Origin of the sequence: Pantoea sp. Ft-CA_14 (genome assembly GCF_024520875.1) — a bacterium.
Taxonomy (GTDB): Bacteria; Pseudomonadota; Gammaproteobacteria; order Enterobacterales; family Enterobacteriaceae; genus Pantoea; species Pantoea agglomerans.
Genome location: NZ_JALNPM010000011.1, coordinates 152848 through 176061 on the forward strand (window position 1 = coordinate 152848; position 23214 = coordinate 176061).

Genomic DNA, 23214 nt, shown 5'->3' on the forward strand with positions numbered 1-23214 from the left:
TGACAGGCAATCCCGCAGTGCGGAACCAACAATGGATAAAGTATGAAGAACTGGAGAATGCTGATTCTTGGTGTGGCAATCAGTGCCAACACCGCGTTCGCAGCACCACAAGTCGTTGATAAAGTTGCAGCCGTGGTCAATAACGGCGTGGTTCTTGAGAGTGACGTGGATGGCATGATGAGCACCGTTAAATCTCAGGCCCAGCAGGCTGGTCAGCAGTTGCCGGATGATAAAACGTTGCGCCATCAGATTCTGGAACGTCAGATCATGGACAACATCATTCTGCAGATGGGTGATAAAGCGGGAATTCAGATCAGCGACGAGCAGCTGGACCAGGCTATTCAGAACATCGCTGCGCAGAACAAGATGAGCCTTGATCAGCTGCGTAGCCGTCTGGCTTATGACGGCATGAACTACAGCGTGTATCGTTCTCAGATCCGCAAAGAGATGACTATCGCCGAAGTGCGCAACAACGAAGTGCGTCGTCGTGTCACGATTCTGCCGCAGGAAGTGGATACGCTTGCTACCCAGATCGGCTCTCAGAACAGCCAGGGTACTGAACTGAACGTCAGTCATATTCTGCTGCCGCTGCCGGAAAACCCGACGCAACAGCAGGTCGATGAGCAGGAAACGCTGGCGAAACAGCTGGTTGGCGAACTGAAAAATGGCGCTGACTTTGGCAAGATGGCCGTGACCTACTCTGCCGACTCCCAGGCGCTGAAAGGCGGCAACATGGGCTGGGGTAAAATCGAAGAGTTACCGACCCTGTTTGCTCAGGCACTCTCAAGCGCCAAAAAAGGCGATATCGTCGGGCCGGTGCGCTCTGGTGTGGGCTTCCACATCCTGAAAGTGAACGACCTGCGTGGCGAGAGCAAAAATGTCTCGGTCACCGAAGTCCATTCGCGTCACATTCTGCTGAAGCCATCGCCGATCCTGACAGACGATCAGGCACGCGCACAGCTGGAGCAGATTGCTAACGATATCCGCAGTGGCAAAACCACCTTTGCGGCGGCGGCTAAACAGTATTCTGACGATCCGGGTTCGGCGAACCAGGGCGGCGACCTCGGCTGGACCTCTCCGGAAGTCTTTGACCCGGCGTTCCGTGACGCGCTGCTGCGCCTGCAGAAAGGCCAGACCAGCCAGCCGGTTCACTCCTCTTTCGGCTGGCATCTGATTCAGTTGCTGGATATCCGTCAGGTGGATAAAACCGATGCGGCCCAGAAAGAGCGTGCTTACCGTATGCTGTTTAACCGTAAGTTCGCGGAAGAAGCGCAGACCTGGATGCAGGAACAACGTGCCAGTGCCTACGTGAAGATTCTGGATGGCAATGCGCAGTAATGCCCGTGTGGTGATCACGCCCGGCGAACCTGCCGGGATTGGTCCCGATCTTACCGTTCAGCTGGCCCAGCAGTCGTGGCCGGTTGAACTGGTGGTCTGCGCCTCGCCTGCCCTGTTGCAGCAGCGTGCGGCGCAACTCGGTCTGCCGCTGACCCTGCGGCCCTACCAGCCTGGTGTGGCAGCCGAGCCACAGCAGGCGGGTACACTGACTATCCTGCCAATTGAAACGGCAGCGCCGGTCACACCCGGCGAGCTTTGCGTCGCCAACAGCGACTATGTGCTGGCCACGCTGACGCGCGCCTGCGACGGTTGTCTCGACGGTGAATTCGCTGCCCTGATTACCGGCCCGGTGCATAAAGGCGTGATTAACGATGCCGGCATCGCCTTTACCGGCCATACCGAATTCTTCGCCGATCGCGCAGGCGGCCATCGGGTGGTCATGATGCTGGCGACAGAAGAGCTACGAGTCGCACTGGCCACCACCCATCTGCCGCTGAAAGATGTGCCCGCTGCGGTAACCCGTGAATGTCTGCATGAAGTGATTACGATTCTGCATCGTGATCTGCAGCAGAAGTTTGCGATTGCCGAGCCGCATATTTACGTCTGTGGTCTTAACCCTCATGCCGGCGAAAGTGGTCACATGGGTCGGGAAGAGATCGAGACCATCACGCCGGCACTCAATGAACTGCGTCAGCAGGGCATTAATCTGACCGGCCCGCTGCCTGCGGATACCCTTTTCCAGCCCAAATATCTGCAATACGCCGATGCGGTGCTGGCGATGTATCACGACCAGGGCCTGCCGGTACTCAAATTTCAGGGGTTTGGCCGGGCGGTAAATATCACCCTGGGCCTGCCCTTTATCCGGACTTCAGTTGACCACGGCACCGCGCTTGAACTCGCTGGCCTGGGTCAGGCTGAGCCGGGCAGCTTCATCACGGCGCTTAACCTCGCCATCACTATGATCAAGAGCAGTAATGAATAATCGCGTCCATCAGGGGCACTACGCCCGTAAACGTTTCGGGCAGAACTTCCTGAACGATCAGTACATTATCGACAGCATTGTCTCTGCCATCCATCCTCAGCGCGACGAAGCGCTGGTGGAGATCGGCCCAGGCCTGGGTGCCTTAACCGAGCCAGTAGGCGAACGCCTCGATAAATTAACGGTGATAGAGCTGGACCGCGATCTCGCTGCGCGTCTGGAAACGCATCCGTTCCTTGGCCCGAAACTGACTATCTTCCAGCAGGATGCCATGACATTCGACTTCGCCGCGCTGGCGCAGGAGAGAGGCCAGCCGCTGCGGGTATTTGGTAACCTGCCGTACAATATTTCGACCCCGCTGATGTTCCACCTTTTCAGCTATACTGGTTCGATCAAAGATATGCACTTCATGCTGCAGAAAGAGGTGGTTAATCGTCTGGTTGCCGGTCCGGGTAACAAGACTTATGGTCGTCTGACGGTGATGGCGCAGTACTACTGCCAGATCATTCCGGTGCTGGAAGTGCCTCCGCACTCTTTCACGCCACCACCGAAAGTGGACTCTGCCGTGGTGCGTCTGGTGCCGTATGCCGAGCCGCCGTATCCGGTCAGCGATGTGCGTATCCTGAGCCGTATTACCACTGAAGCGTTCGGCCAGCGTCGTAAAACGCTGCGCAACAGCCTGAGCCACATGGTGGCCGCCGGTGCGCTGGAAGAGTTATCCATAGATCCAACCCTGCGTGCCGAGAACGTCTCGGTGGCGCAATATTGTCAGCTGGCGAACTGGCTGGCGAATCATCAGGGAAAATCGCAGGAGTAAGTCATGAGTGAAACGGCCCGCGTCTCCGTCCATGTGCAAAGCCAGTACGTCGCCTCACAATCCTCACCGGATGATGATCGCTACGTCTTCGCCTATACCATTACGATACGCAATCTGGGCCGTTCCTCAGTGCAACTGCTGGGACGCTACTGGTTGATTACCAACGGTAACGGCCGCGAAACGGAAGTTCAGGGTGAAGGCGTGGTCGGTGAACAGCCGCTTATCGCGCCAGGCAATGAATTTCAGTACACCAGCGGTGCCGTGATCGAAACACCGATGGGCACCATGCAGGGGCACTATGTGATGGTCGACGAACAGGGCGACACCTTTCACGTAGAGATCCCGGTGTTCCGCCTCGCCATTCAGACCCACATTCATTGATTCACACGCTTTTTGCCCGTTAAGTCGGGCACCTTCCTGATGGATAAAACGTTATGAGCACATACCTGATTGGCGACGTTCACGGTTGCTACGATGAATTACGTGCATTGCTGCAACAGGTCGACTTCAATCCTGAGCAGGATACCCTGTGGCTGACCGGCGACTTAGTGGCGCGCGGTCCTGGCTCACTGGAAGTATTACGCTACGTAAAATCGCTGGGCGATGCGGTGCGTCTGGTGCTGGGCAATCACGATTTGCATCTGCTGGCGGTCTACGCCGGCATCAGCCGTAACAAGCCTAAAGATCGCCTGACCCCGTTGCTGGAAGCGGATGATGCGGATGAGCTGATCAACTGGCTGCGTCGTCAGCCGCTGTTACAGGTTGATGAAGAGAAAAAGCTGGTGATGGGACACGCCGGTATCACGCCGCAATGGGATATTGAGACCGCGAAAAAGTGCGCGCGTGAAGTCGAAGCGGTTCTCGCCAGCGACAGTTATCCGCTGTTCCTGGATGCCATGTATGGCGACATGCCGAACAACTGGAGTGAGGATCTGACCGGCCTGGCGCGTCTGCGCTTCAGCACCAACGCCCTCACCCGCATGCGCTACTGCTTCCCCAACGGCCAGCTGGACATGATCTGCAAAGATGCCCCGGAATCGGCGCTTCCGCCGCTGAAACCCTGGTTTAACATTGAGGGGCCGGTCGCACGTGACTACACCATCGTCTTTGGTCACTGGGCCTCGCTGGAAGGCAAAGGCACGCCAGAGGGCATTATCGGGCTGGATACCGGCTGCTGCTGGGGCGGAACGCTGACCCTGCTGCACTGGGAGACACAACGCTATGTGGTGCAACCTTCTAATCGCGAAAAAGCCCTGGCCTCCAGCGACAGTCTGGCACCGCCCACGCTATAACGGCGATGCTGGCCATCAGGCCAGCATCCTGTTTTATGCGCCGATAATTCCGCCATCTTCACGGGTGATCATAATCACCGACGACCGCGGACGCGGACTGTTGTCTGGGAAGTGCGAGTCACCCTCTTCGCCGGGATGCTGCACATTCACGAACAGCGTTTTGTAATCGGGCGTGAAGGTAATACCGGTCAGCTCGCACGATTTTGGACCGACCATAAACCGGCGGATCTCGCCACTATCAGGATCACCCACCAGCATCTGATTATTCCCCTGCCCCTGATAATCCTCTTTGTTGCTGTATTTGCCATCGGTCAGGATCCATAACCGCCCCTGCGCATCAAACCCCAGCCCATCCGGACTGTTAAAGGTATTCTCAGCGGTGATGTTCGGTGTGCCGCGATAGATCCCCTCAGGATGTGCTATCGGGTTGCCACACAGCGCATAGATATCCCACTCAAACGTCTGCGCGGTAGCATCGCCCTTCTCATCCCAGCGAATAATCTGACCGTAGATATTTTTTGGCCGCGGATTCGCTGCATTGACCGGCATGCCTTCATTTCCGCGCTTGTTGTTGTTGGTCAGAGTGCAGTAGGCACGGCCGTCATGCGGGTTAACCGCAATCCACTCCGGCCGGTCCATTCGCGTTGCGTTGACCACATCTGCCGCGGCACGCGCATTGATCAAAACATCTGCCTGGCTATTGAATCCCTTTTCAGCGGTGAGTCCATTTTCGCCCCACTTCAGCGCCAGCCAGCGCCCGGTGCCTTTAAGCGGTGTGCCCTGCGCATCGCCGTTGAACTGCGCCACATAGAGCGTGCCCTTATCAAGCAGTCCGTGATTGGCTTTAGCATCATCCGGAGTGACCTTGTCATCTGAGACAAATTTATAGATATATTCGCCGCGCTCGTCGTCGCCCATATAAACCACCAGCTGGCCGGTTTTCGCGACCGTCACGGCGGCATTCTCGTGCTTGAAGCGGCCCAGCGCGGTCCGCTTTACCGGCACGGAGTGAGGATCGAAAGGATCGATTTCGACAATCCAGCCGTGACGGTTGAATTCGTTGGGATTCTTAGCGATATCGAAGCGGGGATCAAAGTCGGCCCAGTTGCGCTCCGGCTCAGCGGCATTCAGGGTATAGCGCTTCTGCTGTGGGGTCGGCGTAAAGTCCGCCTGATGGGTGCCAAAGTAGGTGTCGTAGTTCTCTTCACAGGTGAGATAGGTGCCCCACGGCGTTTTGCCGTTGGCGCAGTTACCAAAGGTGCCCAGGACATGCATTCCCTGCGGATCGGCGGCAGTCTGCAGCGCTTTATCCCCCGCTGCCGGACCGGAGAAGCGCATCGGGGTATTGGCGGTAATGCGGCGGTTATAGTCAGAAGGACGTACCACCTGCCAGCGATTGTCCTCACCCCGTTTGACTTCAACGATGGAGATACCGTGCGCCGCCTGCGACTTTTTGACATCTTCCAGGCTGGTCGCTTTACTGCCGCCGTGGGCGAACAGCGTCGGCTCATTCACATATTCATTGTTAATCGCCATCACGCCGCGATGGTCATTAATCGCGAAGAAGCTCATACCGTCGTTGTTGTCACCGAACTGCTTTTCCTGGTCTTCGGCGCTGTTGTTGCCCTGCGGATCAAACGCGGCTGCGCCATTCACCAGCGGATCACCCCAGGAGATCAACACGTCGGCGCGATAGCCAGGGGCTACCACAATCTCATCGGCCGTGGACGCGGCAATCGCCTGAAAGCCCAGCAGTGGGCTGCCCGCAGGCTTCTCCTGCGCCAGTGCACTGCCCGAGAGCGTCAGGCCGCCGCTGAGAAAGCCGGTCAGGCCGATAGCACCGGAACCGGCAAGGAATTTACGACGCAGTGGATCAGGCAGGCGGTCAGTGCTTAATGCGGAGAGTTCGATTTTCATTAGTGATTGCTTCCTTTGTGTCGATCCCAGAAAAGAAGCAATGCTAATGAATAAAGATGACAGCCAGGTTACAGCCCGGCAGGGGTGGGATTAGCGACGACGGTCAAGGATCTCAAAGCAGTAGCTGTGGGAATTTTGCTCGTCAGCGTCGTGGAATTCGCTGAACGTTGACTGCCACTCATCCGGCTCGTAATCCGGAAACTGCGTATCACCTTCGACTTCCGCATCAATGTGCGTCAGATAGAGACGATCGGCACGCTTCAGCATCTGCTCATAGACGCGGCCACCGCCAATCACCATGATCTCTTCAGCGTCACCGGCTGCCTGTAACGCCTCATCCAGCGAAGTGACCCAGGTAACGCCTTGGGTGGTGCCCGGCTGGCTGCTGACCACGATATTCAGTCGGCCAGGTAACGGACGGCCAATAGATTCAAAGGTCAGTCGGCCCATAATCACCGGTTTCTTCAGCGTATGGCGCTTGAACCACGCCAGATCTGCAGGCAGGTCCCACGGCATGGCGTTCTCCATTCCAATAATGCGATCTGCTGCTAATGCCGCGATAAGACTAATCATGTTAACCACTCACTGAAAAAAATTGGCGCCATGATACGTAAAGGTGAAACTTTCGTCGATAGGGGGAAAGGTCTAATTGCGTAAAGCTTTTCATGACGTCGTTTTTCACGGCCTGCGCAGCGTTTTTCACCGCCTAATCGCGTCAGTTTGCCGCAGCTCGCCAGCGATCGGCCTCAGGCTGGCACAAAAGTCGTGCGCAAAAGAAAACGGCTCCCGGAGGAGCCGTCAGGGTTATCAGAAGTCGTAGCGCAGACGCACCAGATTCATATCACCCAGGTTATCGGTGCTGGAGGTAAACACATGTTCGTAATCGACACGGAAACCGTAGTCGAGGAACAGCACCACACCCAGACCGTTGTCGATGCGCTGATAATCACGGCCTGTCGCATACTCAATGCGATCGCCCATGACATACGGCTGTACCGCTTTCAGACCATACTGCCCCACCGGAATCTTGTAACCGGCGAAATATTCAATGCCCCACGCGTCGCCGGCAAAGTAGTCATGCACATCTTTGCGTTTGGTGGTCATGAAGTTCTCATACCAGCCACCGCCGGCTGACAACGTCCAGTTACCTGGGGTCCAGCTCAGCGCGGTGCCGTAAATGTTCTGATCGTAATCGCGGCTGTCGCCGTTGTTCGGGTTACGCATCGCCGCGCGGGTGTAGTTCCACGCCGTGCCCCAGCTCAGATCGTCCGTGATGTGGTAGTCCACACCCAGCGAGCCGCCGCCTTTGCGCTTATAGCGCAGGCCGTTGCCTGGCAGATACTCGTTATCTTCGAACAGATAAGAGGCGTAAAGATCCGCATCGCCGAAGCTGTTTTTATACTTCAGCTGTTTGCGTGAGCGGTAAGATCCGTCGTAGTCGCCATTGATCCCGTTACCCGGAGCCTGGCCGACCATGTCGTAATCCCAGATATCGGTCTTGGCGCCCACGGTATCGTAATAGACGCTGTTCTGCTGACCAAAGGTAAGCTGGCCCCAGGTTTTGCTTTTCAGACCGGTGTAGAGCTGACGACGCGTGGTGTTATTGGCACCGTCCGCATAGTGACGATCCCAGCTGAAGACCGCCGGGACGTTAACGCCCAGCTCGTAGTAGCTGATCCAGCTGACGTCATCAAACAGGTAGTAGTCAGCGCCGAAACGGAAACGGGTGCCGCCGTCAAAACCGTCGCGCTTGTAGGATTTGTCATCCACGCCGGTCTGATGATTGAACTGAGCACGAATGCTGCCGCCAAAAGTAAAGTTAAGACGGCTAAGCGGATCGCCTGCCTGCGGATCCTGTTTTAACAGGGTAATTTCCGCCTGGCTGGCGAAAGGAAGAATTGCCATCAGTGCAGCCACTGCACTCAGAGAAAAAGTACGCATTTTCATTTTTTATTTATGTCCTGATACGCTCCAGTGATGAGCGGCAGGCATAGTACTGACGAAAAATCCGCACAGGAAGTGTTTATATTATAAATTTGTGCGAACCGGCCTTATTCGCACCTATAGCTAAAAAATTAAGCCAAATCAGTCACTTTAACGCAAACTCTTTGCTTTTTATGGACCCTGTTTTCGGATTATCGCCAATAAGATGGTCAAAAAAAAACGGCTCCCGCAGGAGCCGTTTTTCACATTACATCGACTTACATCGCCTTGATCTGGGCATGCATCTCCTGAACGGAGATAACCTGTTCCGTCGGGTCAGCATTCAGCGCCATCGCGGTGGCGAAGCCGCCGTTCAGCGTGGTGTCGTAGTGCACTTTATACTGCAGAGCACTGCGGCGAATCAGTTTCGAATCTTCAATCGCCTGACGACCCGCCGTGGTATTAACGATGTAGCTATACTCGCCGTTCTTCAGACGGTCCTGAATGTGCGGACGCCCTTCGTGCACCTTGTTCACCAGGCGCGGATTGATGCCCGCTTCGCCCAGCACAACCGCCGTGCCGTGAGTCGCATCCAGTTCGAAACCAAACTTCTGCAGCTTAGCGGCCAGGTCGACAATACGTTTCTTGTCGCCTTCACGCACCGACAGCAGCGCACGGCCCGACTTCTTCATGTTGCTCTGTGCGCCCAGCATCGCTTTAGAAAACGCCTCAGCGAAGGTGCGGCCCACGCCCATGACTTCACCGGTAGAGCGCATTTCTGGCCCCAGAATCGGGTCAACGCCCTGGAACTTGTTAAACGGCAGCACCACTTCTTTGACAGAGTAGTAAGGCGGAATCACCTCTTCAGTGACGCCCTGCTCTGCCAGCGTTTTGCCTGCCATCACGCGCGCGGCAACTTTCGCCAGCGGGACACCGGTCGCTTTAGAGACGAACGGCACGGTACGCGCCGCGCGAGGGTTAACTTCGATCAGGTAGACTTCGTTGTCTTTCACCGCGAACTGGACGTTCATCAGGCCACGAACGTTCAGCTCAAACGCCAGCTTCTCAACCTGCTGGCGCATCACATTCTGAATCTCCTGACTCAGGGTGTAGGCCGGCAGTGAACAGGCGGAGTCACCGGAGTGGACGCCAGCCTGCTCGATGTGTTCCATGATGCCGCCAATCAGCACCCGCTCACCGTCGCAAATCGCATCAACATCCACTTCGACCGCATCATCCAGGAAGCGATCCAGCAGCACCGGTGCATCGTTGGAAACCGAGACCGCCGTCTGGAAGTAGCGCTTGAGGTCGATCTCGTCGTAGACGATCTCCATGGCACGGCCACCCAGCACATAAGAAGGACGCACCACCAGCGGATAACCCAGACCCGCGGCTTTCTCAACCGCCTGCTCCAGTGTCGCCACCGTGGCGTTGGCGGGTTGCTTCAGGTTCAGGCGATCAACCGCCTGCTGGAAACGTTCACGGTCTTCAGCACGGTCGATGGAATCCGGGCTGGTGCCGATGACCGGTACGCCTGCGGCTTCCAGCGCACGCGCCAGTTTCAGCGGAGTCTGACCGCCATACTGCACAATCACACCTTTTGGCTGCTCAATGCGCACAATCTCCAGCACATCTTCCAGCGTGACCGGCTCGAAGTAGAGGCGATCAGAGGTGTCGTAATCGGTCGAGACTGTTTCCGGGTTACAGTTGACCATAATGGTCTGGTAACCATCTTCACGCAGCGCCAGGGCGGCGTGAACGCAGCAATAGTCGAATTCGATACCCTGACCGATACGGTTTGGCCCACCGCCCAGAATCATGATTTTTTCGCGATCCGGACTTGGATTGGCTTCGCACTCCTCCTCATAGGTGGAGTACATATAGGCGGTGTCTGTCGCGAACTCTGCGGCGCAGGTATCCACGCGCTTATAAACCGGGTGCAGGTTAAACTGCTGACGCAGCTTGCGGATTTCGCTCTCCGCCACGCCCGCCAGTGTCGCCAGCCGTGCATCAGCAAAGCCTTTACGCTTCAGGGCGCGCAGGAACGTCTCATCCAGGCTATTAACCCCTTCACGGGCAACCTGCTCTTCCAGCCGCACCAGCTCTTCGATCTGCACCAGGAACCAGCGGTCAATATTGGTCAGGTTGAACACGCCATCCACTGACATGCCGGCACGGAAGGCGTCCGCGATGTACCAGATGCGGTCTGAACCGGCATCTTTCAGCTCACGGCGGATGCGGGTTAATGCTTCCGGGTCGTCGAGGTGGACTTTCGGGTCGAAGCCGTTAGCGCCTACTTCCAGGCCGCGCAGCGCTTTCTGCATGGATTCCTGGAAAGTACGACCAATTGCCATCACTTCCCCGACCGACTTCATCTGCGTGGTCAGGCGATCGTTGGCACCGGCAAATTTTTCGAAGTTGAAACGCGGGATCTTGGTGACAACGTAGTCGATGGAAGGCTCGAACGAGGCTGGCGTTAAACCGCCGGTGATATCATTCATCAGCTCGTCGAGGGTATAGCCGACCGCCAGTTTGGCCGCCACTTTAGCAATCGGGAAACCGGTCGCTTTGGAGGCCAGCGCCGAGGAGCGTGACACGCGCGGGTTCATCTCAATGACAATCAGGCGGCCATCTTTCGGGTTAACCGAGAACTGCACGTTGGAGCCACCGGTTTCAACACCGATCTCACGCAGTACCGCCAGCGAGGCGTTACGCATGATCTGATACTCTTTGTCGGTCAGCGTCTGGGCAGGTGCCACCGTGATGGAGTCACCGGTGTGGATCCCCATCGCATCGAAGTTTTCAATTGAGCAGACGATGATGCAGTTGTCGTTTTTATCGCGCACCACTTCCATCTCATACTCTTTCCAGCCAATCAGCGACTCATCAATCAGCAGCTCATTGGTCGGTGAGAGGTCGAGACCGCGTTCGCAAATCTCTTCAAACTCTTCGCGGTTGTAGGCGATGCCGCCACCGGTTCCGCCCATAGTAAATGAGGGACGGATAATGCAGGGGAAACCGACATCTTCAGCCACGGCCAGCGCTTCTTCCATGGTGTGCGCAATGCCGGAGCGCGCGGTATCCAGACCGATGCTTTTCATCGCCACGTCGAAACGACGACGATCTTCTGCTTTGTCGATCGCATCAGCCGTTGCGCCGATCATGGTGACGCCAAACTCTTCCAGCACGCCATGACGTTCCAGCTCCAGCGCACAGTTCAGCGCTGTCTGACCGCCCATGGTCGGCAGTACCGCGTCCGGGCGCTCTTTTTCGATGATTTTGCGCACTACTTCCCAGTGAATCGGCTCAATGTAAGTCGCATCAGCCATTTCCGGGTCGGTCATGATCGTCGCCGGGTTGGAGTTCACCAGAATGACGCGGTAACCCTCTTCACGCAGCGCTTTACACGCCTGCGCACCGGAATAGTCAAATTCGCAGGCCTGGCCGATCACAATCGGACCGGCACCAAGAATCAGGATGGATTTTAGGTCTGTACGTTTTGGCATGAATTAGCTCCTGATTACTTCGCTTGCAGACGGAATGCGTCAATCAATTCAATAAAGTGGTCAAACAGCGGCGCAGCATCGCCTGGGCCCGGGCTCGCTTCCGGGTGTCCCTGGAAGCTGAATGCGGGCTTGTCAGTGCGGTGAATGCCCTGCACGGTTTTATCGAACAACGAAATGTGAGTTACACGCAGGTTAGCGGGAAGATTGTTCTCATCAACCGCAAAACCGTGGTTCTGCGCGGTGATCATCACGCGATTGTTATCGAGATCTTTCACCGGGTGGTTGCCGCCGTGGTGGCCCAGTTTCATCTTCACGGTCTTAGCCCCGCTGGCCAGCGCCAGCAGCTGATGACCCAGACAGATTCCGAACACCGGGATCTCTGTTTTCAGGAAGGCCTGAATCGCGCTGATGGCGTAGTCGCACGGCTCCGGGTCGCCAGGACCGTTAGAGAGGAAGATGCCATCCGGATTAAGCTTCAGTACTTCTTCGGCAGGCGTCTGTGCCGGAACGACGGTCAGACGACAGCCGCGATCGACCAGCATCCGCAGAATGTTGCGCTTGGCACCGTAATCGTAAGCCACCACATGGTAAGGCAGTGATTCAGCGTCGGCCTGCTCTGGCAGCCCTCCCTCCAGCGTCCAGCTGCCCTGCTGCCAGCTGTAGGTCTCAGTGGTGCAGACCTCTTTCGCCAAATCCATCCCTTTCAGTCCCGGGAACGCCTGAGCTTTTTGCAGCGCCAGCGCGGCATCCGGATTATCGCCCGCAATGATGCAGCCGTTTTGTGCACCTTTCTCACGCAGCAAGCGCGTCAGCTTGCGGGTATCGATATCGGCAATCGCCACGATGTTGTTGCGCTGCAGGTAGGCGGATAAGCCTTCTTCACTACGGAAGTTGCTGGCAATCAGCGGCAGGTCACGGATAACCAGGCCCTGCGCATGAATCTGGCTGGATTCTTCGTCGGCGGTATTGGTTCCGACATTACCGATATGGGGATAAGTGAGAGTAACGATTTGGCGGGAATAGGAAGGATCAGTGAGGATTTCTTGATAACCGGTCATTGAGGTATTGAAAACGACTTCTCCCACTGCCGACCCTGTTGCCCCGATGGCCCGACCGTGGAATTGGGTTCCGTCTTCCAGAACCAAGAGCGCTGACTTAATCAAAACATCCTCCAGGGAATAAACAGTCACAATATCTGCATATTAATTCAAAATAGCCGCCTGAATCAATGCAAAAACCGCCTGAATTGTCGATTTTTGGCAAATTGCGCGCATTCTAATGATCGCCCTGGCCATTGTCTACCCTGCGGCGGGATTTTTTCACCCTTATCTGCCTTCTGAGGAAAATAACGGGCATAAGCAGCAAAAAGAGAGGAAAACTCGGCGGAATAATCGTTTGCCAGGCAGCATAAAAGCAAAACAGATGCAGCGCGGCCTTTATTTTTGACCAAATGGTCAAAAATAGCTTCCAACAGAGCAAATAAATGAAGAAAACAGGCAAAAACAGGAGTCAGAGATAACTTTTATATCGGGAAGGCATATTTTAGATAAAACTAAGGGCAATGAAAACATTGCCCCTTTTCAATCAAGCGATTATCGATTGAAACAACCACATCACGATGGTTCACAACACTTACAACATCGACAAATCCAGCACATCCCGCATGTCAAACAGGCCAGATTTCTTATCTTTCAACCATAAAGCGGACTTAACCGCGCCATTTGCAAAGGTCATACGGCTTGAAGCCTTGTGGGTTATCTCTACGCGCTCGCCGATATCTGCAAACATCGCAGTATGCTCACCGACGATGTCACCCGCGCGTACTGTCGCAAAACCGATGCTCTGCGGCTGGCGTTCGCCGGTGTGGCCCTCACGTGTATAGACCGCATGCTCGTCCAGTTTCCACTGCATCGCATCGGCAATCGCCTCACCCATCGCCAGCGCGGTTCCGGAGGGCGCATCCACTTTATGGCGGTGGTGCGCTTCAACGATCTCAATATCCGCGTACTCCCCCATCACTTTGGCAGCCTTCTCCAGTAGCTTCAGCACCAGGTTAACCCCCACGCTGAAGTTAGCGGCGAACACAATGGGGATATCTTCTGCCGCGGCCCGAATGGCCGCTTTGCCTGCTTCATCAAAACCGGTGGTGCCGATCACCATCGCTTTGCCCTGCTCACGGCAGATCGCCATATACTCCAGCGTGCCTTCCGGGCGGGTGAAGTCGACCAGCACATCAAAATCGTTAATCACCGCGCGTAAATCGTCAGCGATGATGATGCCATTTTTTCCGATGCCCGCTAATTCACCAGCGTCGCTGCCGGTCAGCGATGAGCCTGGGCGAGCCAGTGCCGCACCCAGTTCTGCGCCTTCTGCCTGCTGCGTCGCCTGAATCAGATTACGGCCCATACGGCCCGGCGCGCCCACAATAGCAATGCGGATTGTGTTCATATTTATTCATTCCTAAAACAAAACTATGCATCCAAAGCGTCATCAGGTTAACGATGAGTTAACAGTCACGCCACTATTAATCCGTGATAATAAGAATTTTATGCGAGCCGCCCGTGATTATCAGTAAAAGCAATCACCGCAGCAAATAACGACTTTTTTTGTCAGATTCAAAAAACAAAAAAGGCCGAACAGAGTCGGCCTTTTTATCAGTAATATCGCAGAGTTACTGCACGTTACGCACTTCGACACGCAGCTCTTTGGGCACTTCGAAGACAATATTCTCTTCACGGCCAATCAGCTCAATTGCCGCTTCGCCGCCCAGTTCACGCAGCCGCTGGATCACCTGCTGCACCAGAATATCGGGCGCTGACGCGCCTGCGGTGACGCCGATGCAGGCCACGCCTTTTACCCACTCTTCCTGAATATCATCCGCAGAGTCGATCAGCTTCGCCAGCTTACCGGCACGCTGAGCCAGCTCAGCCAGACGGTTAGAGTTAGAGGAGTTCTTCGACCCCACCACCAGCACCACTTCCGCATCTTTAGCCAGAGTACGAACCGCTTCCTGACGGTTGGTGGTGGCGTAGCAGATATCATCTTTACGCGGCCCGATAATCGCCGGGAAGCGCTGGCGCAGAGCATCAATGATGTCAGAGGTGTCGTCCACAGAGAGCGTGGTCTGCGTCATGAAGCTCAGATTGTTTTCGTCTTTCACTGTCAGTCTGAAGACATCTTCCGGTGACTCCACCAGATACATGCCGCCATTAGGGTTGTTGTACTGCCCCATGGTGCCTTCAACTTCCGGATGACCCGCATGACCAATCAGTATTGCCTCAACGCCTTTACGGCTGGCGCGAGCCACTTCCATATGCACCTTAGTCACCAGCGGACAGGTAGCGTCAAACAGCATAGTCAGATTGCGCGCTTTGGCTTCGGCACGCACCGCCTGAGAAACACCGTGCGCGGAGAAGATCAGAATCGCGTTATCCGGCACTTCACTGATCTCTTCAATGAAGATGGCACCGCGCTCACGCAGGCTGTTTACCACGTAACGGTTATGCACCACTTCGTGACGGACATAGATTGGCGCGCCATACATCTCCAGCGCGCGCTCAACAATACTGATGGCACGATCAACGCCAGCGCAGAAGCCGCGCGGATTAGCTAACAGGATTTGCATCGTTGGCCTCCAGTGCGGGATCGATTTCCAGCACCTCTACATCAAACTGAATACGACGACCTGCCAGCGGATGGTTGAAATCCACAGTGATAGAGTCACCAGAGATTTCACGGATCACGCCAGGCATTTCACTGCCGCCCATGCCGCTGAACAGCATGATGGCTCCCACTTCCGGCTCACCCGCATCGATAAAGTCCCGACGCGAGAAATACTGGATCAGGTCAGGGCTGACGCCGCCAAAGGCGTCGTCCGGTTCCAGGGTAAACTGTTTAGTTTCACCCGCTTTCAGCCCCAGCAGTGCCTGCTCAAGTGCCGCAGAGAGGCTGCCATCACCGAGACGGAACAGCGCGGGCTTGCCGTTTGCACGGGTCGATTCCGCCGTCGAGCCATCTTCCAGCTTCAGCGTAAAATGCACCAACACCGCGCTTTCGCGCTGTACGGACTCAGTCATCACTTACCCTTTCTGTTTAGCCTGTTTGCCGTTCGGGCTGAAAAAGCCCTCCAGCACCACCAATGCAGCACCGATACAGATGCCGCAGTCAGCGATATTAAATGTAGCGAAGTGCCAGTTACCGACATAGAAATCGATAAAATCGACCACAAAGCCATGGTATGAGCGATCAAACAGATTGCCTATCGCGCCGCCGATGATCAGGGCATACGCGATGTTAGCGATCTTCTGACTGGCATGATTACGATACATCATCACGACCAGTGAGATCACGATAGCCAGCGCAATACCGGCAAAGAACCAGCGCTGCCAGCCGCCTTTGTCCGCCAGGAAACTGAACGCCGCGCCGTAGTTGTGCGCGTAGAACAGGTTCAGGTAGGGCATCAGTGGCTGGGTTTCATGCAGCATCATGTTGTTCATCACCCACTGCTTACTGGCGAAGTCGACAACAATCACCACCAGCACCAGCCACAGCCAGCGCAATCCGGTTGATAAAATAGGTTTACGCATCAGGCAAATTCACGCTGTTCGCCGTCACCGGCTACGTTAGTGTAACAACGACCACAGACCTCAGCATGCTCAGGATTCTGTCCGACGTCGGTAGTGTAATGCCAGCAGCGCTGACATTTCTCGCCTTCCGCCTTGTGCAGCGCGATTTTCAGACCTTTCAGCAGCTCACTCTGCTGCGCTTCGTCGTTCGCCAGGGCGTAATCAGCCACCTGTGCGCCAGAGGTCAGCAGCACAAAGCGCAGCTCATTACCCAGCGCCTGCAGTTTAGCCGCCAGCTCCGGATCGGCATAGAGCGTAACCGTTGCTTCCAGTGCGCCACCGATACGTTTATCCGCACGCGCCTGCTCGATCACCTTGTTCACTTCGCCACGCACTTTCAGCAGCTCAGCCCAGTAGGCGTCATTCAGCGCTTCATCTTCAGCCAGGCCAAACAGCCCCTGATACCACTCTTCGGTGAAGACATACTGCGCACGTTCGCCCGGCAGGTAGCCCCAGATCTCATCCGCCGTAAAGGACATGATCGGTGCCATCCAGCGTACCAGCGCTTCGACGATATGCCACAGTGCGGTCTGGCAGCTGCGACGCGCAAGGCCATCGCCTTTCGCGGTGTACTGACGATCCTTGATGATGTCGAGATAGAAGCTGCCCATCTCAATTGAGCAGAACTGCATCAGACGCTGGATCACTTCGTGGAAATCGTAGTTCTCGTAAGAGGCAACGATATCGGCCTGTGCCGCCTGAGCGCGACCAACGGCCCAGCGATCCACCACCACCATCTCTTCCGGTTTCACCAGATCGGTCGCCGGGTTAAAGCCGCTGAGGTTAGCCAGCAGGAAACGCGCGGTGTTACGGATGCGGCGATAGGCATCGGCAGAACGTTTAAGGATCTCATCGGAGACCGCCATTTCGCCCGAGTAATCGGTTGATGCCACCCACAGGCGCAGAATATCGGCGCCCAGTTTGTTCATCACATCCTGCGGCGCAACCGTGTTACCGATCGATTTCGACATCTTGCGGCCCTGACCATCCACGGTGAAACCGTGCGTCAGTACCTGACGATAAGGCGCTTTGCCCTTCATCGCCGTGGAGATCATCAGCGAGGACATAAACCAGCCGCGATGCTGATCGGACCCTTCCAGATAAAGGTCAGGCGCATGTCCGCCAAATTCCGGACGCGCATCAACCACGGAATAGCTGGTTGAACCGGAGTCAAACCAGACATCCAGCGTATCCGGCACTTTTACGTAATGATCGGCATCGTCGCCCATCAGTTCGCGCGGATCGAGATCCCACCAGGCCTGAATCCCCTCCTGCTCAACGCGTTGCGCCACTTTTTCCATCAGCGCCAGCGTGTCCGGGTGCAGCTCTTCGCTCTCTTTATGAACGAACAGCGCCATCGGTACGCCCCAGGTACGCTGACGAGAGATACACCAGTCAGGACGGTTCGCCACCATCGATTCGATACGCGCCTGGCCCCAGTCCGGGATCCACTGCACGCCTTTGATCTCCTTCAGCGACTGCGCACGCAATCCTTTCTGATCCATGCTGATGAACCATTGCGGCGTGGCGCGGAAGATGATCGGCGTTTTATGGCGCCAGCAGTGCGGGTAGCTGTGCAGCAGTTTCTCAACGTGCAGCAGCGCGCCCTTCTCTTTCAGCAGCTCAACGATCATGTCGTTGGCTTTAAAGACGTTGACCCCATCCAGCGTCGGATAGGTGCCTGGCAGATAGCGGCCATCCGGTCCGACCGGATTGGCGGTTTCGATGCCATATTTCTGACCGATAACATAGTCATCCGGACCGTGGCCAGGTGCCGTGTGGACTGCACCGGTACCCGCTTCCAGGGTGACGTGATCGCCCAGCACCACCAGCGACTCAAGCGCCAGGAACGGATGCTGGAATTTCTGTAGCTCCAGCGCCGCGCCTTTGCATTCGCCCAGTACCTGCCATTCGCTGACGCCCGCGCGCTTCATCACGCTCTCGACCAGATCTTTTGCCAGGATCAGCGCGCGACCGTCGATCTGCAGCAGCTGATACTCAAATTCCGCGTTTAACGAGATGGCGCGGTTAGCCGGCAGCGTCCACGGTGTCGTCGTCCAGATCACCAGTGAAATCGGACCATTAACCTGTGCCACACCAAACGCCTGACGCACCGCGTCGGCATCAATGGCGTTGAACATCACATCAATCGACGGTGACGTTTTGTCGTAATACTCCACTTCCGCTTCTGCTAAGGCAGAACGGCAATCCAGGCACCAGTGCACGGGCTTCGCGCCTTTGTGCAGGTGGCCGTTGCCGATGATTTTACTCAGCGCACGAATGATGTTGGCTTCGGTACCGAAATCCATGGTCAGGTAAGGACGATCCCAGTCGCCCAGCACGCCCAGACGGATAAAGTCCGCCTTCTGGCCTTCAACCTGTTCCGCGGCGTATTTGCGGCACGCTTCGCGGAATTCAGCAGCGGTGACTTTCTCGCCTGGCTTGCCGATCATCTGCTCAACTTTGTGTTCGATTGGCAGACCGTGACAGTCCCAGCCCGGCACATACGGCGAGTCATAACCCGCCATGCCTTTCGACTTAACGATAATGTCTTTCAGAATCTTGTTAACGGAGTGACCAATATGAATGCTGCCGTTCGCATACGGAGGGCCATCATGCAGGATAAAGGTTTTTTTCCCTTTTTTGGCTTCGCGGATGATGCCGTACAGGTTGTCGGCATACCAGCGTTGCAACATTCCCGGTTCGCGTTTGGCCAGATCGCCACGCATCGGGAATCCCGTTTCCGGCAAATTCAGGGTAGATTTATAGTCACTCATCAGATTCTCGATTCCGTTTTTCGCTCAGGTTAAAGCAGCCCAAAGAACTGCCGGGCCGTTACCACATCGTTCGCAATTTGTTCTTTCAACGCCTCCAGTGAGGCAAAGCGCTGCTCGTTTCGTATTTTCTGTTTCAGCACCACATCAATGTGACGACCATAGAGATCCATATTGATGTCGAGCAGGTGAACTTCAAGCTGCTGGCGTAAACCTTTTACGGTCGGACGGGTGCCGATATTGGCGACACCTGGCAGTGGCTCGGGCGTCAGACCCCGTACCTCCACCGCATAAACCCCTTTCACCGGCGAGACGCTGCGGCGTAAAGGGAGGTTCGCCGTGGGGAAACCCAGCGTGCGTCCCAGTGCATCACCGTGCACAACGCGGCCGGAAATAGTGAAAGGGTGACCAAGCAGCGACTGCGCCAGCGCTAAATCATCCACGGCCAGCGCCTGACGCACGGCAGTACTGCTGATTCGCTTACCGCCATCACAGAAGGTTTCGGTACTGACGACCTCAAAGCCGTACTCCGCACCGGCTTTCTGTAATAACAGGAAATCACCCTGGCGACCAGCGCCGAAGCGGAAATCATCGCCTACCGCAAGGTACTTTACGTCCAGCTTTTCGACTAACAGGTCACTGATAAAACGCTGGGCGGATAAGGCCGCAAAGCGACGGTCGAACCGCACGCACAACACTTTATCGACGCCGGCTTCCGCCATGTATCGCAGTTTTTCACGCAAACGCGTCAGACGAGCCGGCGCTTTGTCACCGGCAAACAGCTCCAGCGGCTGTGGCTCAAAAACCATGACCACCACCGGCAGATTACGCTTACGTCCCTCTTCACACAGCCGCGACATCAGCGCCTGATGCCCACGGTGCACGCCATCGAAATTACCAATGGTCAGAACGCAGCCGCGATGCTGCTCGTTAAGATTATGAATACCGCGGATAAACTTCATGGCTGGCCCAAACCGGTGGAAATCGGCGGATTATACCCTTGAAAGCGACTCAGGTTAACCCGTCAGCACGCCTTTCATGCTTTAGGCGCTGCATTTCCTGTTGCAGAAGCGCATGTTAAGAATTTTGTCGCGAAATACTGTATTCAGCGAGGGGAAGCTGGTAGAATCCTGCGCCATCAAATACGTAACCGAGTGCCGCTCTCAGGGCGACGCTTATTTGCACAAATCCATTGACAAAATCAGGTTAGAAGGGCATAGTCCTCGGCCTTTGATTTGTCTCTATAGAACACATTTGGGAGTTGTACCTTGGCTAATATCAAATCAGCTAAGAAACGCGCCGTAACATCTGAGAAACGCCGTAAGCATAACGCTAGCCGCCGCTCTATGATGCGTACCTTCGTTAAGAAAGTATACGCGGCGATCGCTTCAGGCGACAAAGCTGCTGCGCAGAACGCATTCAATGAAATGCAACCACTCGTGGACCGTCAGGCTGCTAAAGGTCTGATCCACAAGAACAAAGCTGCACGTTATAAGTCTAACCTGACTGCACAGATCAACAAACTGGCTTAATCGCCTGTTGTTAATCGCTTTGTTAAAAAAGCCGGCGCTTACGCCGGTTTTTTTTCGTCTGTACCCTGGCGGGGAAAGAGTTCGCTGAAGTCTGCGTGACAGAGTCGCTGCACCGCCGGATGCTGAATCATCCGCTCCGCGAAGAGTATGTGATACTCCTCTGATACCGCGTCGAGCCGCCCGACTTCATATATTTCCTCACGTTGACCCATCTCCAGCAAAGGCGCGACAAAAATCGCATTCTGTCGCGCACCAAACGCCGTCATCAGTGCCGCATCATCAAACTCACCCAGAATCTCCACCTGCAGCCCCTGGGTGCTGATCCAGTTGAGGATTTTGCGCCCCAGCATGGAGCGGCGCCCCGGAATCAGCAAGGGACGCGTCTCCAGGCAGGCCGGAAAAGAGAGATCGCTGAGCGGCTGGGTTGACCAGAAGCTGATCGGGCATTCCCCCAGCTTCACCGAAAACAGCCCTTCCTGTTGGGTGGGGTCGATGGAGCAGTCAGAGATAATCATATCCAGCTTGTGCTGACTGAGCTGCTCCAGCAGCATTTCGTGGGTCGATTCAAAACAGCGCAGATGAATTTTCTCTTCTGCGACCACCGCCGTCTCCAGCACCTTGCTGACCAGCTGCTTTGAGAGCGCATCTGCCACGCCAACATCCAGCAGCAGATGGGACTCTTTGCGGTAATTCACAATATCCAGCATCTCCTGACTCAGCATAAACATGCGGTCAGCATAGCGAAAAACCAGCTGCCCCAGCTCCGTCGGTACCAGGCCCCGTCCCTGACGCCGGAACAGCTTGCCCTGCAGGCGCTCCTCCAGTGCCTTAATCTGCCCGGTAATGGTCTGTGGCGTCAGGGAGAGTGCCTCTGCTGCCGCCGTAATTGATCCCGCACGGCAGGCGTGCCAGAAGTAGTAGAGATGATTGAAATTGAGCTGATTCATAGCAAAAAGGAGGCTTTCGCCTCCTCCCCATTAACGCAGTTTAATTCGCAGCAGCGTATAGCCGATGACGGCTGAAAGCAGAGAGCCGGTCAGTATGCCCAGTTTAGAAAAGGTCACCAGCTGTTCATGCGCGGCATCAAAGGCCAGCGAACTGATAAAAATTGACATAGTGAAGCCAATTCCGCACAGCACACCAATCGCCATAATATCGCGTATGGTTGTGCCGTTGGGTAATACTGCCAGCCGCAGTTTTACCGCCAGCCAGCAGAAGAGCGTAATGCCTAATGGCTTACCGATTAACAGGCCGAAGATGATACCTGACGGTTCAGGCGAGAGGACATCACTCAGCGTAATGCCAGCAAGTGAGATACCAGCATTAGCAAAGGCAAACAGCGGCAGAATCATCCAGTTCACCCACGGCATCAGACCATGCGCCAGATGTTCCGCTGGAGAGTGCCCCTCTTTCTTCTCCAGAGGCACGAAAAAGCCCACAATGACGCCAGCCAGGGTTGCGTGGACGCCCGACTTCAGCACGGCGGTCCAGAGTATGATACCCACCAGTATGTAGACTGAGATTCTACGGACGTTAAAGCGGTTCAGGAGTGCCAGCACGACAATGGCGCCAGCAGCCACGCACAGGGAGAGCACTGAGAGGTCACTGGTATAGAACAGAGCGATAATCACAATGGCACCCAGGTCATCAATAATCGCCAGTGCCATCAAAAAGACTTTCAGCGCAACGGGAACACGGCTGCCCAGAAGGGCCAGCACACCCAGCGCAAAAGCGATATCGGTTGCGGTGGGAATGGCCCAGCCGTTACGTGCAATCTCATCACCATGGTTGAAAAGCAGGAAGATCAGGGCGGGTAACGCCATGCCGCCTATTGCCGCGATGACCGGGAAGATAGCCTTGTCACGGCTGGCAAGTTCGCCGACCATCAACTCACGCTTAACTTCCAGGCCAATAACCAGAAAGAAAAGTGCCATCAGCGCATCGTTGATCCACAACAGCAAATTTTTGCTGATATCCAGCGCCCCGAAGCGGATTTGTACCGGTTCATTCAGCAACGCCTGGTAACCCTGGGCGGTAGCGGCCGTATTGGCGAGGATCATCGCCGCGACCGCCGCCACGATCAACATCACGCCATTGCTGGCATCACTTTCAATAAAACTTTTTAGCAGATTTTTTAATTTGCGCGGCTTGTTCAACGTTCATCTTCCTGAGCAGAGACAGAATGTTAACCAGTGTAACGATTCATATAGTTCGTTAAAAGCAGCTTATACCGCGCTATATGCTCGGTTTCGCCGAGCAGTAATAGCAGTAAACGTCGACATTTTTATGAGTGCTGCGGTGAGGGAGAGATAATGCAGCCATCACAGGCAGGGGATTTAAAGTAAAAAAAAGCGGAGCCGGGGCTCCAATGCTGGTCAGTTAAGATTAGATTTGTAAAGGCTGTCACGGTCAAACGTGGCAGCTTTTTTTCCGGGCGAGCGAGCCGCAGTGCGGGCCTGAGCACCTCTGCTGCTGCCGGGCCGTCCTCGCGCCGCTCACGCGGTACCTTCG

General features: G+C 55.5%; 21 protein-coding genes. 7 read left to right on the forward strand and 14 right to left on the reverse strand.

Annotation, left to right across the window (positions count from 1 at the left end; genetic code table 11):
• Positions 1-42: 42 nt before the first annotated feature.
• From surA to apaH, 5 genes are read left to right on the forward strand one after another with little or no spacing between them, the layout of a single operon-like run.
• Entirely contained in the window at positions 43-1338 is a 1296-nt protein-coding gene (gene surA / locus NR195_RS16785; RefSeq protein ID WP_256844731.1) for a peptidylprolyl isomerase SurA, read from the forward strand.
• Positions 1328-2320, forward strand: coding sequence for a 4-hydroxythreonine-4-phosphate dehydrogenase PdxA (gene pdxA, locus NR195_RS16790; RefSeq protein WP_010671813.1), 993 nt, complete (start codon positions 1328-1330; stop codon positions 2318-2320). Before surA ends, pdxA begins: the two co-directional genes overlap by 11 nt.
• Entirely contained in the window at positions 2313-3134 is an 822-nt protein-coding gene (gene rsmA / locus NR195_RS16795) for a 16S rRNA (adenine(1518)-N(6)/adenine(1519)-N(6))-dimethyltransferase RsmA (RefSeq protein WP_003854805.1), read from the forward strand. Before pdxA ends, rsmA begins: the two co-directional genes overlap by 8 nt.
• Positions 3135-3137: 3 nt before the next feature.
• On the forward strand, positions 3138-3515 hold the full coding sequence (gene apaG, locus NR195_RS16800; protein WP_003854807.1) for a Co2+/Mg2+ efflux protein ApaG: 378 nt from the start codon (positions 3138-3140) through the stop codon (positions 3513-3515).
• 53 nt (positions 3516-3568) lie between these two features.
• Positions 3569-4426 (forward strand): bis(5'-nucleosyl)-tetraphosphatase (symmetrical) ApaH, encoded by an 858-nt coding sequence (apaH, locus tag NR195_RS16805; protein WP_010253765.1) that lies wholly within the window; start codon positions 3569-3571, stop codon positions 4424-4426.
• Positions 4427-4459: 33 nt separating this feature from the next.
• Here the strand turns inward: apaH and NR195_RS16810 are convergent, their stop codons facing one another.
• The 5 genes from NR195_RS16810 to carA form a co-directional block, all read right to left on the reverse strand.
• Positions 4460-6343, reverse strand: a complete 1884-nt coding sequence (locus NR195_RS16810) for a PhoX family phosphatase (RefSeq protein WP_010253756.1) — start codon at positions 6341-6343, stop codon at positions 4460-4462.
• A gap of 90 nt (positions 6344-6433) precedes the next feature.
• Entirely contained in the window at positions 6434-6916 is a 483-nt protein-coding gene (gene folA, locus NR195_RS16815; protein WP_256844732.1) for a type 3 dihydrofolate reductase, read from the reverse strand.
• A gap of 234 nt (positions 6917-7150) precedes the next feature.
• Entirely contained in the window at positions 7151-8290 is a 1140-nt protein-coding gene (locus NR195_RS16820; protein ID WP_010253747.1) for a porin, read from the reverse strand.
• Positions 8291-8544: 254 nt separating this feature from the next.
• Positions 8545-11772 carry a carbamoyl-phosphate synthase large subunit gene (gene carB / locus NR195_RS16825; RefSeq protein ID WP_010253739.1) on the reverse strand — a complete coding sequence of 1076 codons (3228 nt, stop codon included), beginning with the start codon at positions 11770-11772 and terminating at the stop codon, positions 8545-8547.
• Between the two features lie 14 nt (positions 11773-11786).
• Positions 11787-12935 (reverse strand): glutamine-hydrolyzing carbamoyl-phosphate synthase small subunit, encoded by a 1149-nt coding sequence (carA, locus tag NR195_RS16830; protein ID WP_033756525.1) that lies wholly within the window; start codon positions 12933-12935, stop codon positions 11787-11789.
• Positions 12936-13050: 115 nt separating this feature from the next.
• On the opposite strand from carA, the gene NR195_RS16835 reads away from it, so the two are divergent.
• Positions 13051-13218, forward strand: coding sequence for a hypothetical protein (locus NR195_RS16835; RefSeq protein ID WP_256844733.1), 168 nt, complete (start codon positions 13051-13053; stop codon positions 13216-13218).
• 186 nt (positions 13219-13404) lie between these two features.
• On the opposite strand, the gene dapB is transcribed toward NR195_RS16835, so the two are convergent.
• The 6 genes from dapB to ribF form a co-directional block, all read right to left on the reverse strand.
• Complete coding sequence (dapB, locus tag NR195_RS16840) at positions 13405-14220, reverse strand: 4-hydroxy-tetrahydrodipicolinate reductase (protein WP_010253726.1); 816 nt, start codon at positions 14218-14220, stop codon at positions 13405-13407.
• 223 nt (positions 14221-14443) lie between these two features.
• Positions 14444-15397, reverse strand: coding sequence for a 4-hydroxy-3-methylbut-2-enyl diphosphate reductase (ispH, locus tag NR195_RS16845; RefSeq protein ID WP_010253724.1), 954 nt, complete (start codon positions 15395-15397; stop codon positions 14444-14446).
• The gene (gene fkpB, locus NR195_RS16850) at positions 15378-15848 is read right to left on the reverse strand and encodes an FKBP-type peptidyl-prolyl cis-trans isomerase (RefSeq protein WP_010253720.1); all 471 of its coding nucleotides are present in this window, start codon (positions 15846-15848) and stop codon (positions 15378-15380) included. The genes ispH and fkpB overlap by 20 nt, the downstream gene beginning before the upstream one ends.
• A 3-nt stretch (positions 15849-15851) precedes the next feature.
• Entirely contained in the window at positions 15852-16358 is a 507-nt protein-coding gene (gene lspA / locus NR195_RS16855; protein ID WP_010253719.1) for a signal peptidase II, read from the reverse strand.
• On the reverse strand, positions 16358-19174 hold the full coding sequence (gene ileS, locus NR195_RS16860) for an isoleucine--tRNA ligase (protein WP_010671810.1): 2817 nt from the start codon (positions 19172-19174) through the stop codon (positions 16358-16360). Before ileS ends, lspA begins: the two co-directional genes overlap by 1 nt.
• Positions 19175-19203: 29 nt before the next feature.
• On the reverse strand, positions 19204-20133 hold the full coding sequence (ribF, locus tag NR195_RS16865) for a bifunctional riboflavin kinase/FAD synthetase (protein WP_010253714.1): 930 nt from the start codon (positions 20131-20133) through the stop codon (positions 19204-19206).
• A gap of 306 nt (positions 20134-20439) precedes the next feature.
• Here ribF and rpsT point away from each other — a divergent pair, with 306 nt between their 5' ends.
• Positions 20440-20703 carry a 30S ribosomal protein S20 gene (rpsT, locus tag NR195_RS16870; RefSeq protein ID WP_008925553.1) on the forward strand — a complete coding sequence of 88 codons (264 nt, stop codon included), beginning with the start codon at positions 20440-20442 and terminating at the stop codon, positions 20701-20703.
• A 38-nt stretch (positions 20704-20741) separates the two neighbouring features.
• Here the strand turns inward: rpsT and nhaR are convergent, their stop codons facing one another.
• The 3 genes from nhaR to NR195_RS16885 form a co-directional block, all read right to left on the reverse strand.
• Positions 20742-21650: a transcriptional activator NhaR gene (nhaR, locus tag NR195_RS16875; RefSeq protein WP_022625389.1), complete on the reverse strand. Its 909-nt coding sequence runs from the start codon at positions 21648-21650 to the stop codon at positions 20742-20744.
• Between the two features lie 30 nt (positions 21651-21680).
• Positions 21681-22859, reverse strand: a complete 1179-nt coding sequence (gene nhaA, locus NR195_RS16880; protein ID WP_010671807.1) for a Na+/H+ antiporter NhaA — start codon at positions 22857-22859, stop codon at positions 21681-21683.
• A gap of 128 nt (positions 22860-22987) precedes the next feature.
• Positions 22988-23214, reverse strand: a 227-nt coding sequence (locus NR195_RS16885) for a hypothetical protein (protein WP_256844734.1), incomplete at its 5' end; no start/stop codon positions are given.

Bases quoted from the DNA above. Each gene is read 5' to 3' on its own strand.
- surA (WP_256844731.1), top strand. From the start codon at position 43: ATGAAGAACTGGAGAATGCTGATTCTTGGTGTGGCAATCAGTGCCAAC.
- pdxA (WP_010671813.1), top strand. From the start codon at position 1,328: ATGCGCAGTAATGCCCGTGTGGTGATCACGCCCGGCGAACCTGCCGGG.
- rsmA (WP_003854805.1), top strand. From the start codon at position 2,313: ATGAATAATCGCGTCCATCAGGGGCACTACGCCCGTAAACGTTTCGGG.
- apaG (WP_003854807.1), top strand. From the start codon at position 3,138: ATGAGTGAAACGGCCCGCGTCTCCGTCCATGTGCAAAGCCAGTACGTC.
- apaH (WP_010253765.1), top strand. From the start codon at position 3,569: ATGAGCACATACCTGATTGGCGACGTTCACGGTTGCTACGATGAATTA.
- NR195_RS16810 (WP_010253756.1), bottom strand. From the start codon at position 6,343: ATGAAAATCGAACTCTCCGCATTAAGCACTGACCGCCTGCCTGATCCA.
- folA (WP_256844732.1), bottom strand. From the start codon at position 6,916: ATGATTAGTCTTATCGCGGCATTAGCAGCAGATCGCATTATTGGAATG.
- NR195_RS16820 (WP_010253747.1), bottom strand. From the start codon at position 8,290: ATGAAAATGCGTACTTTTTCTCTGAGTGCAGTGGCTGCACTGATGGCA.
- carB (WP_010253739.1), bottom strand. From the start codon at position 11,772: ATGCCAAAACGTACAGACCTAAAATCCATCCTGATTCTTGGTGCCGGT.
- NR195_RS16835 (WP_256844733.1), top strand. From the start codon at position 13,051: ATGATCGCCCTGGCCATTGTCTACCCTGCGGCGGGATTTTTTCACCCT.
- dapB (WP_010253726.1), bottom strand. From the start codon at position 14,220: ATGAACACAATCCGCATTGCTATTGTGGGCGCGCCGGGCCGTATGGGC.
- ispH (WP_010253724.1), bottom strand. From the start codon at position 15,397: ATGCAAATCCTGTTAGCTAATCCGCGCGGCTTCTGCGCTGGCGTTGAT.
- fkpB (WP_010253720.1), bottom strand. From the start codon at position 15,848: ATGACTGAGTCCGTACAGCGCGAAAGCGCGGTGTTGGTGCATTTTACG.
- lspA (WP_010253719.1), bottom strand. From the start codon at position 16,358: ATGCGTAAACCTATTTTATCAACCGGATTGCGCTGGCTGTGGCTGGTG.
- ileS (WP_010671810.1), bottom strand. From the start codon at position 19,174: ATGAGTGACTATAAATCTACCCTGAATTTGCCGGAAACGGGATTCCCG.
- ribF (WP_010253714.1), bottom strand. From the start codon at position 20,133: ATGAAGTTTATCCGCGGTATTCATAATCTTAACGAGCAGCATCGCGGC.
- nhaR (WP_022625389.1), bottom strand. From the start codon at position 21,650: ATGAATCAGCTCAATTTCAATCATCTCTACTACTTCTGGCACGCCTGC.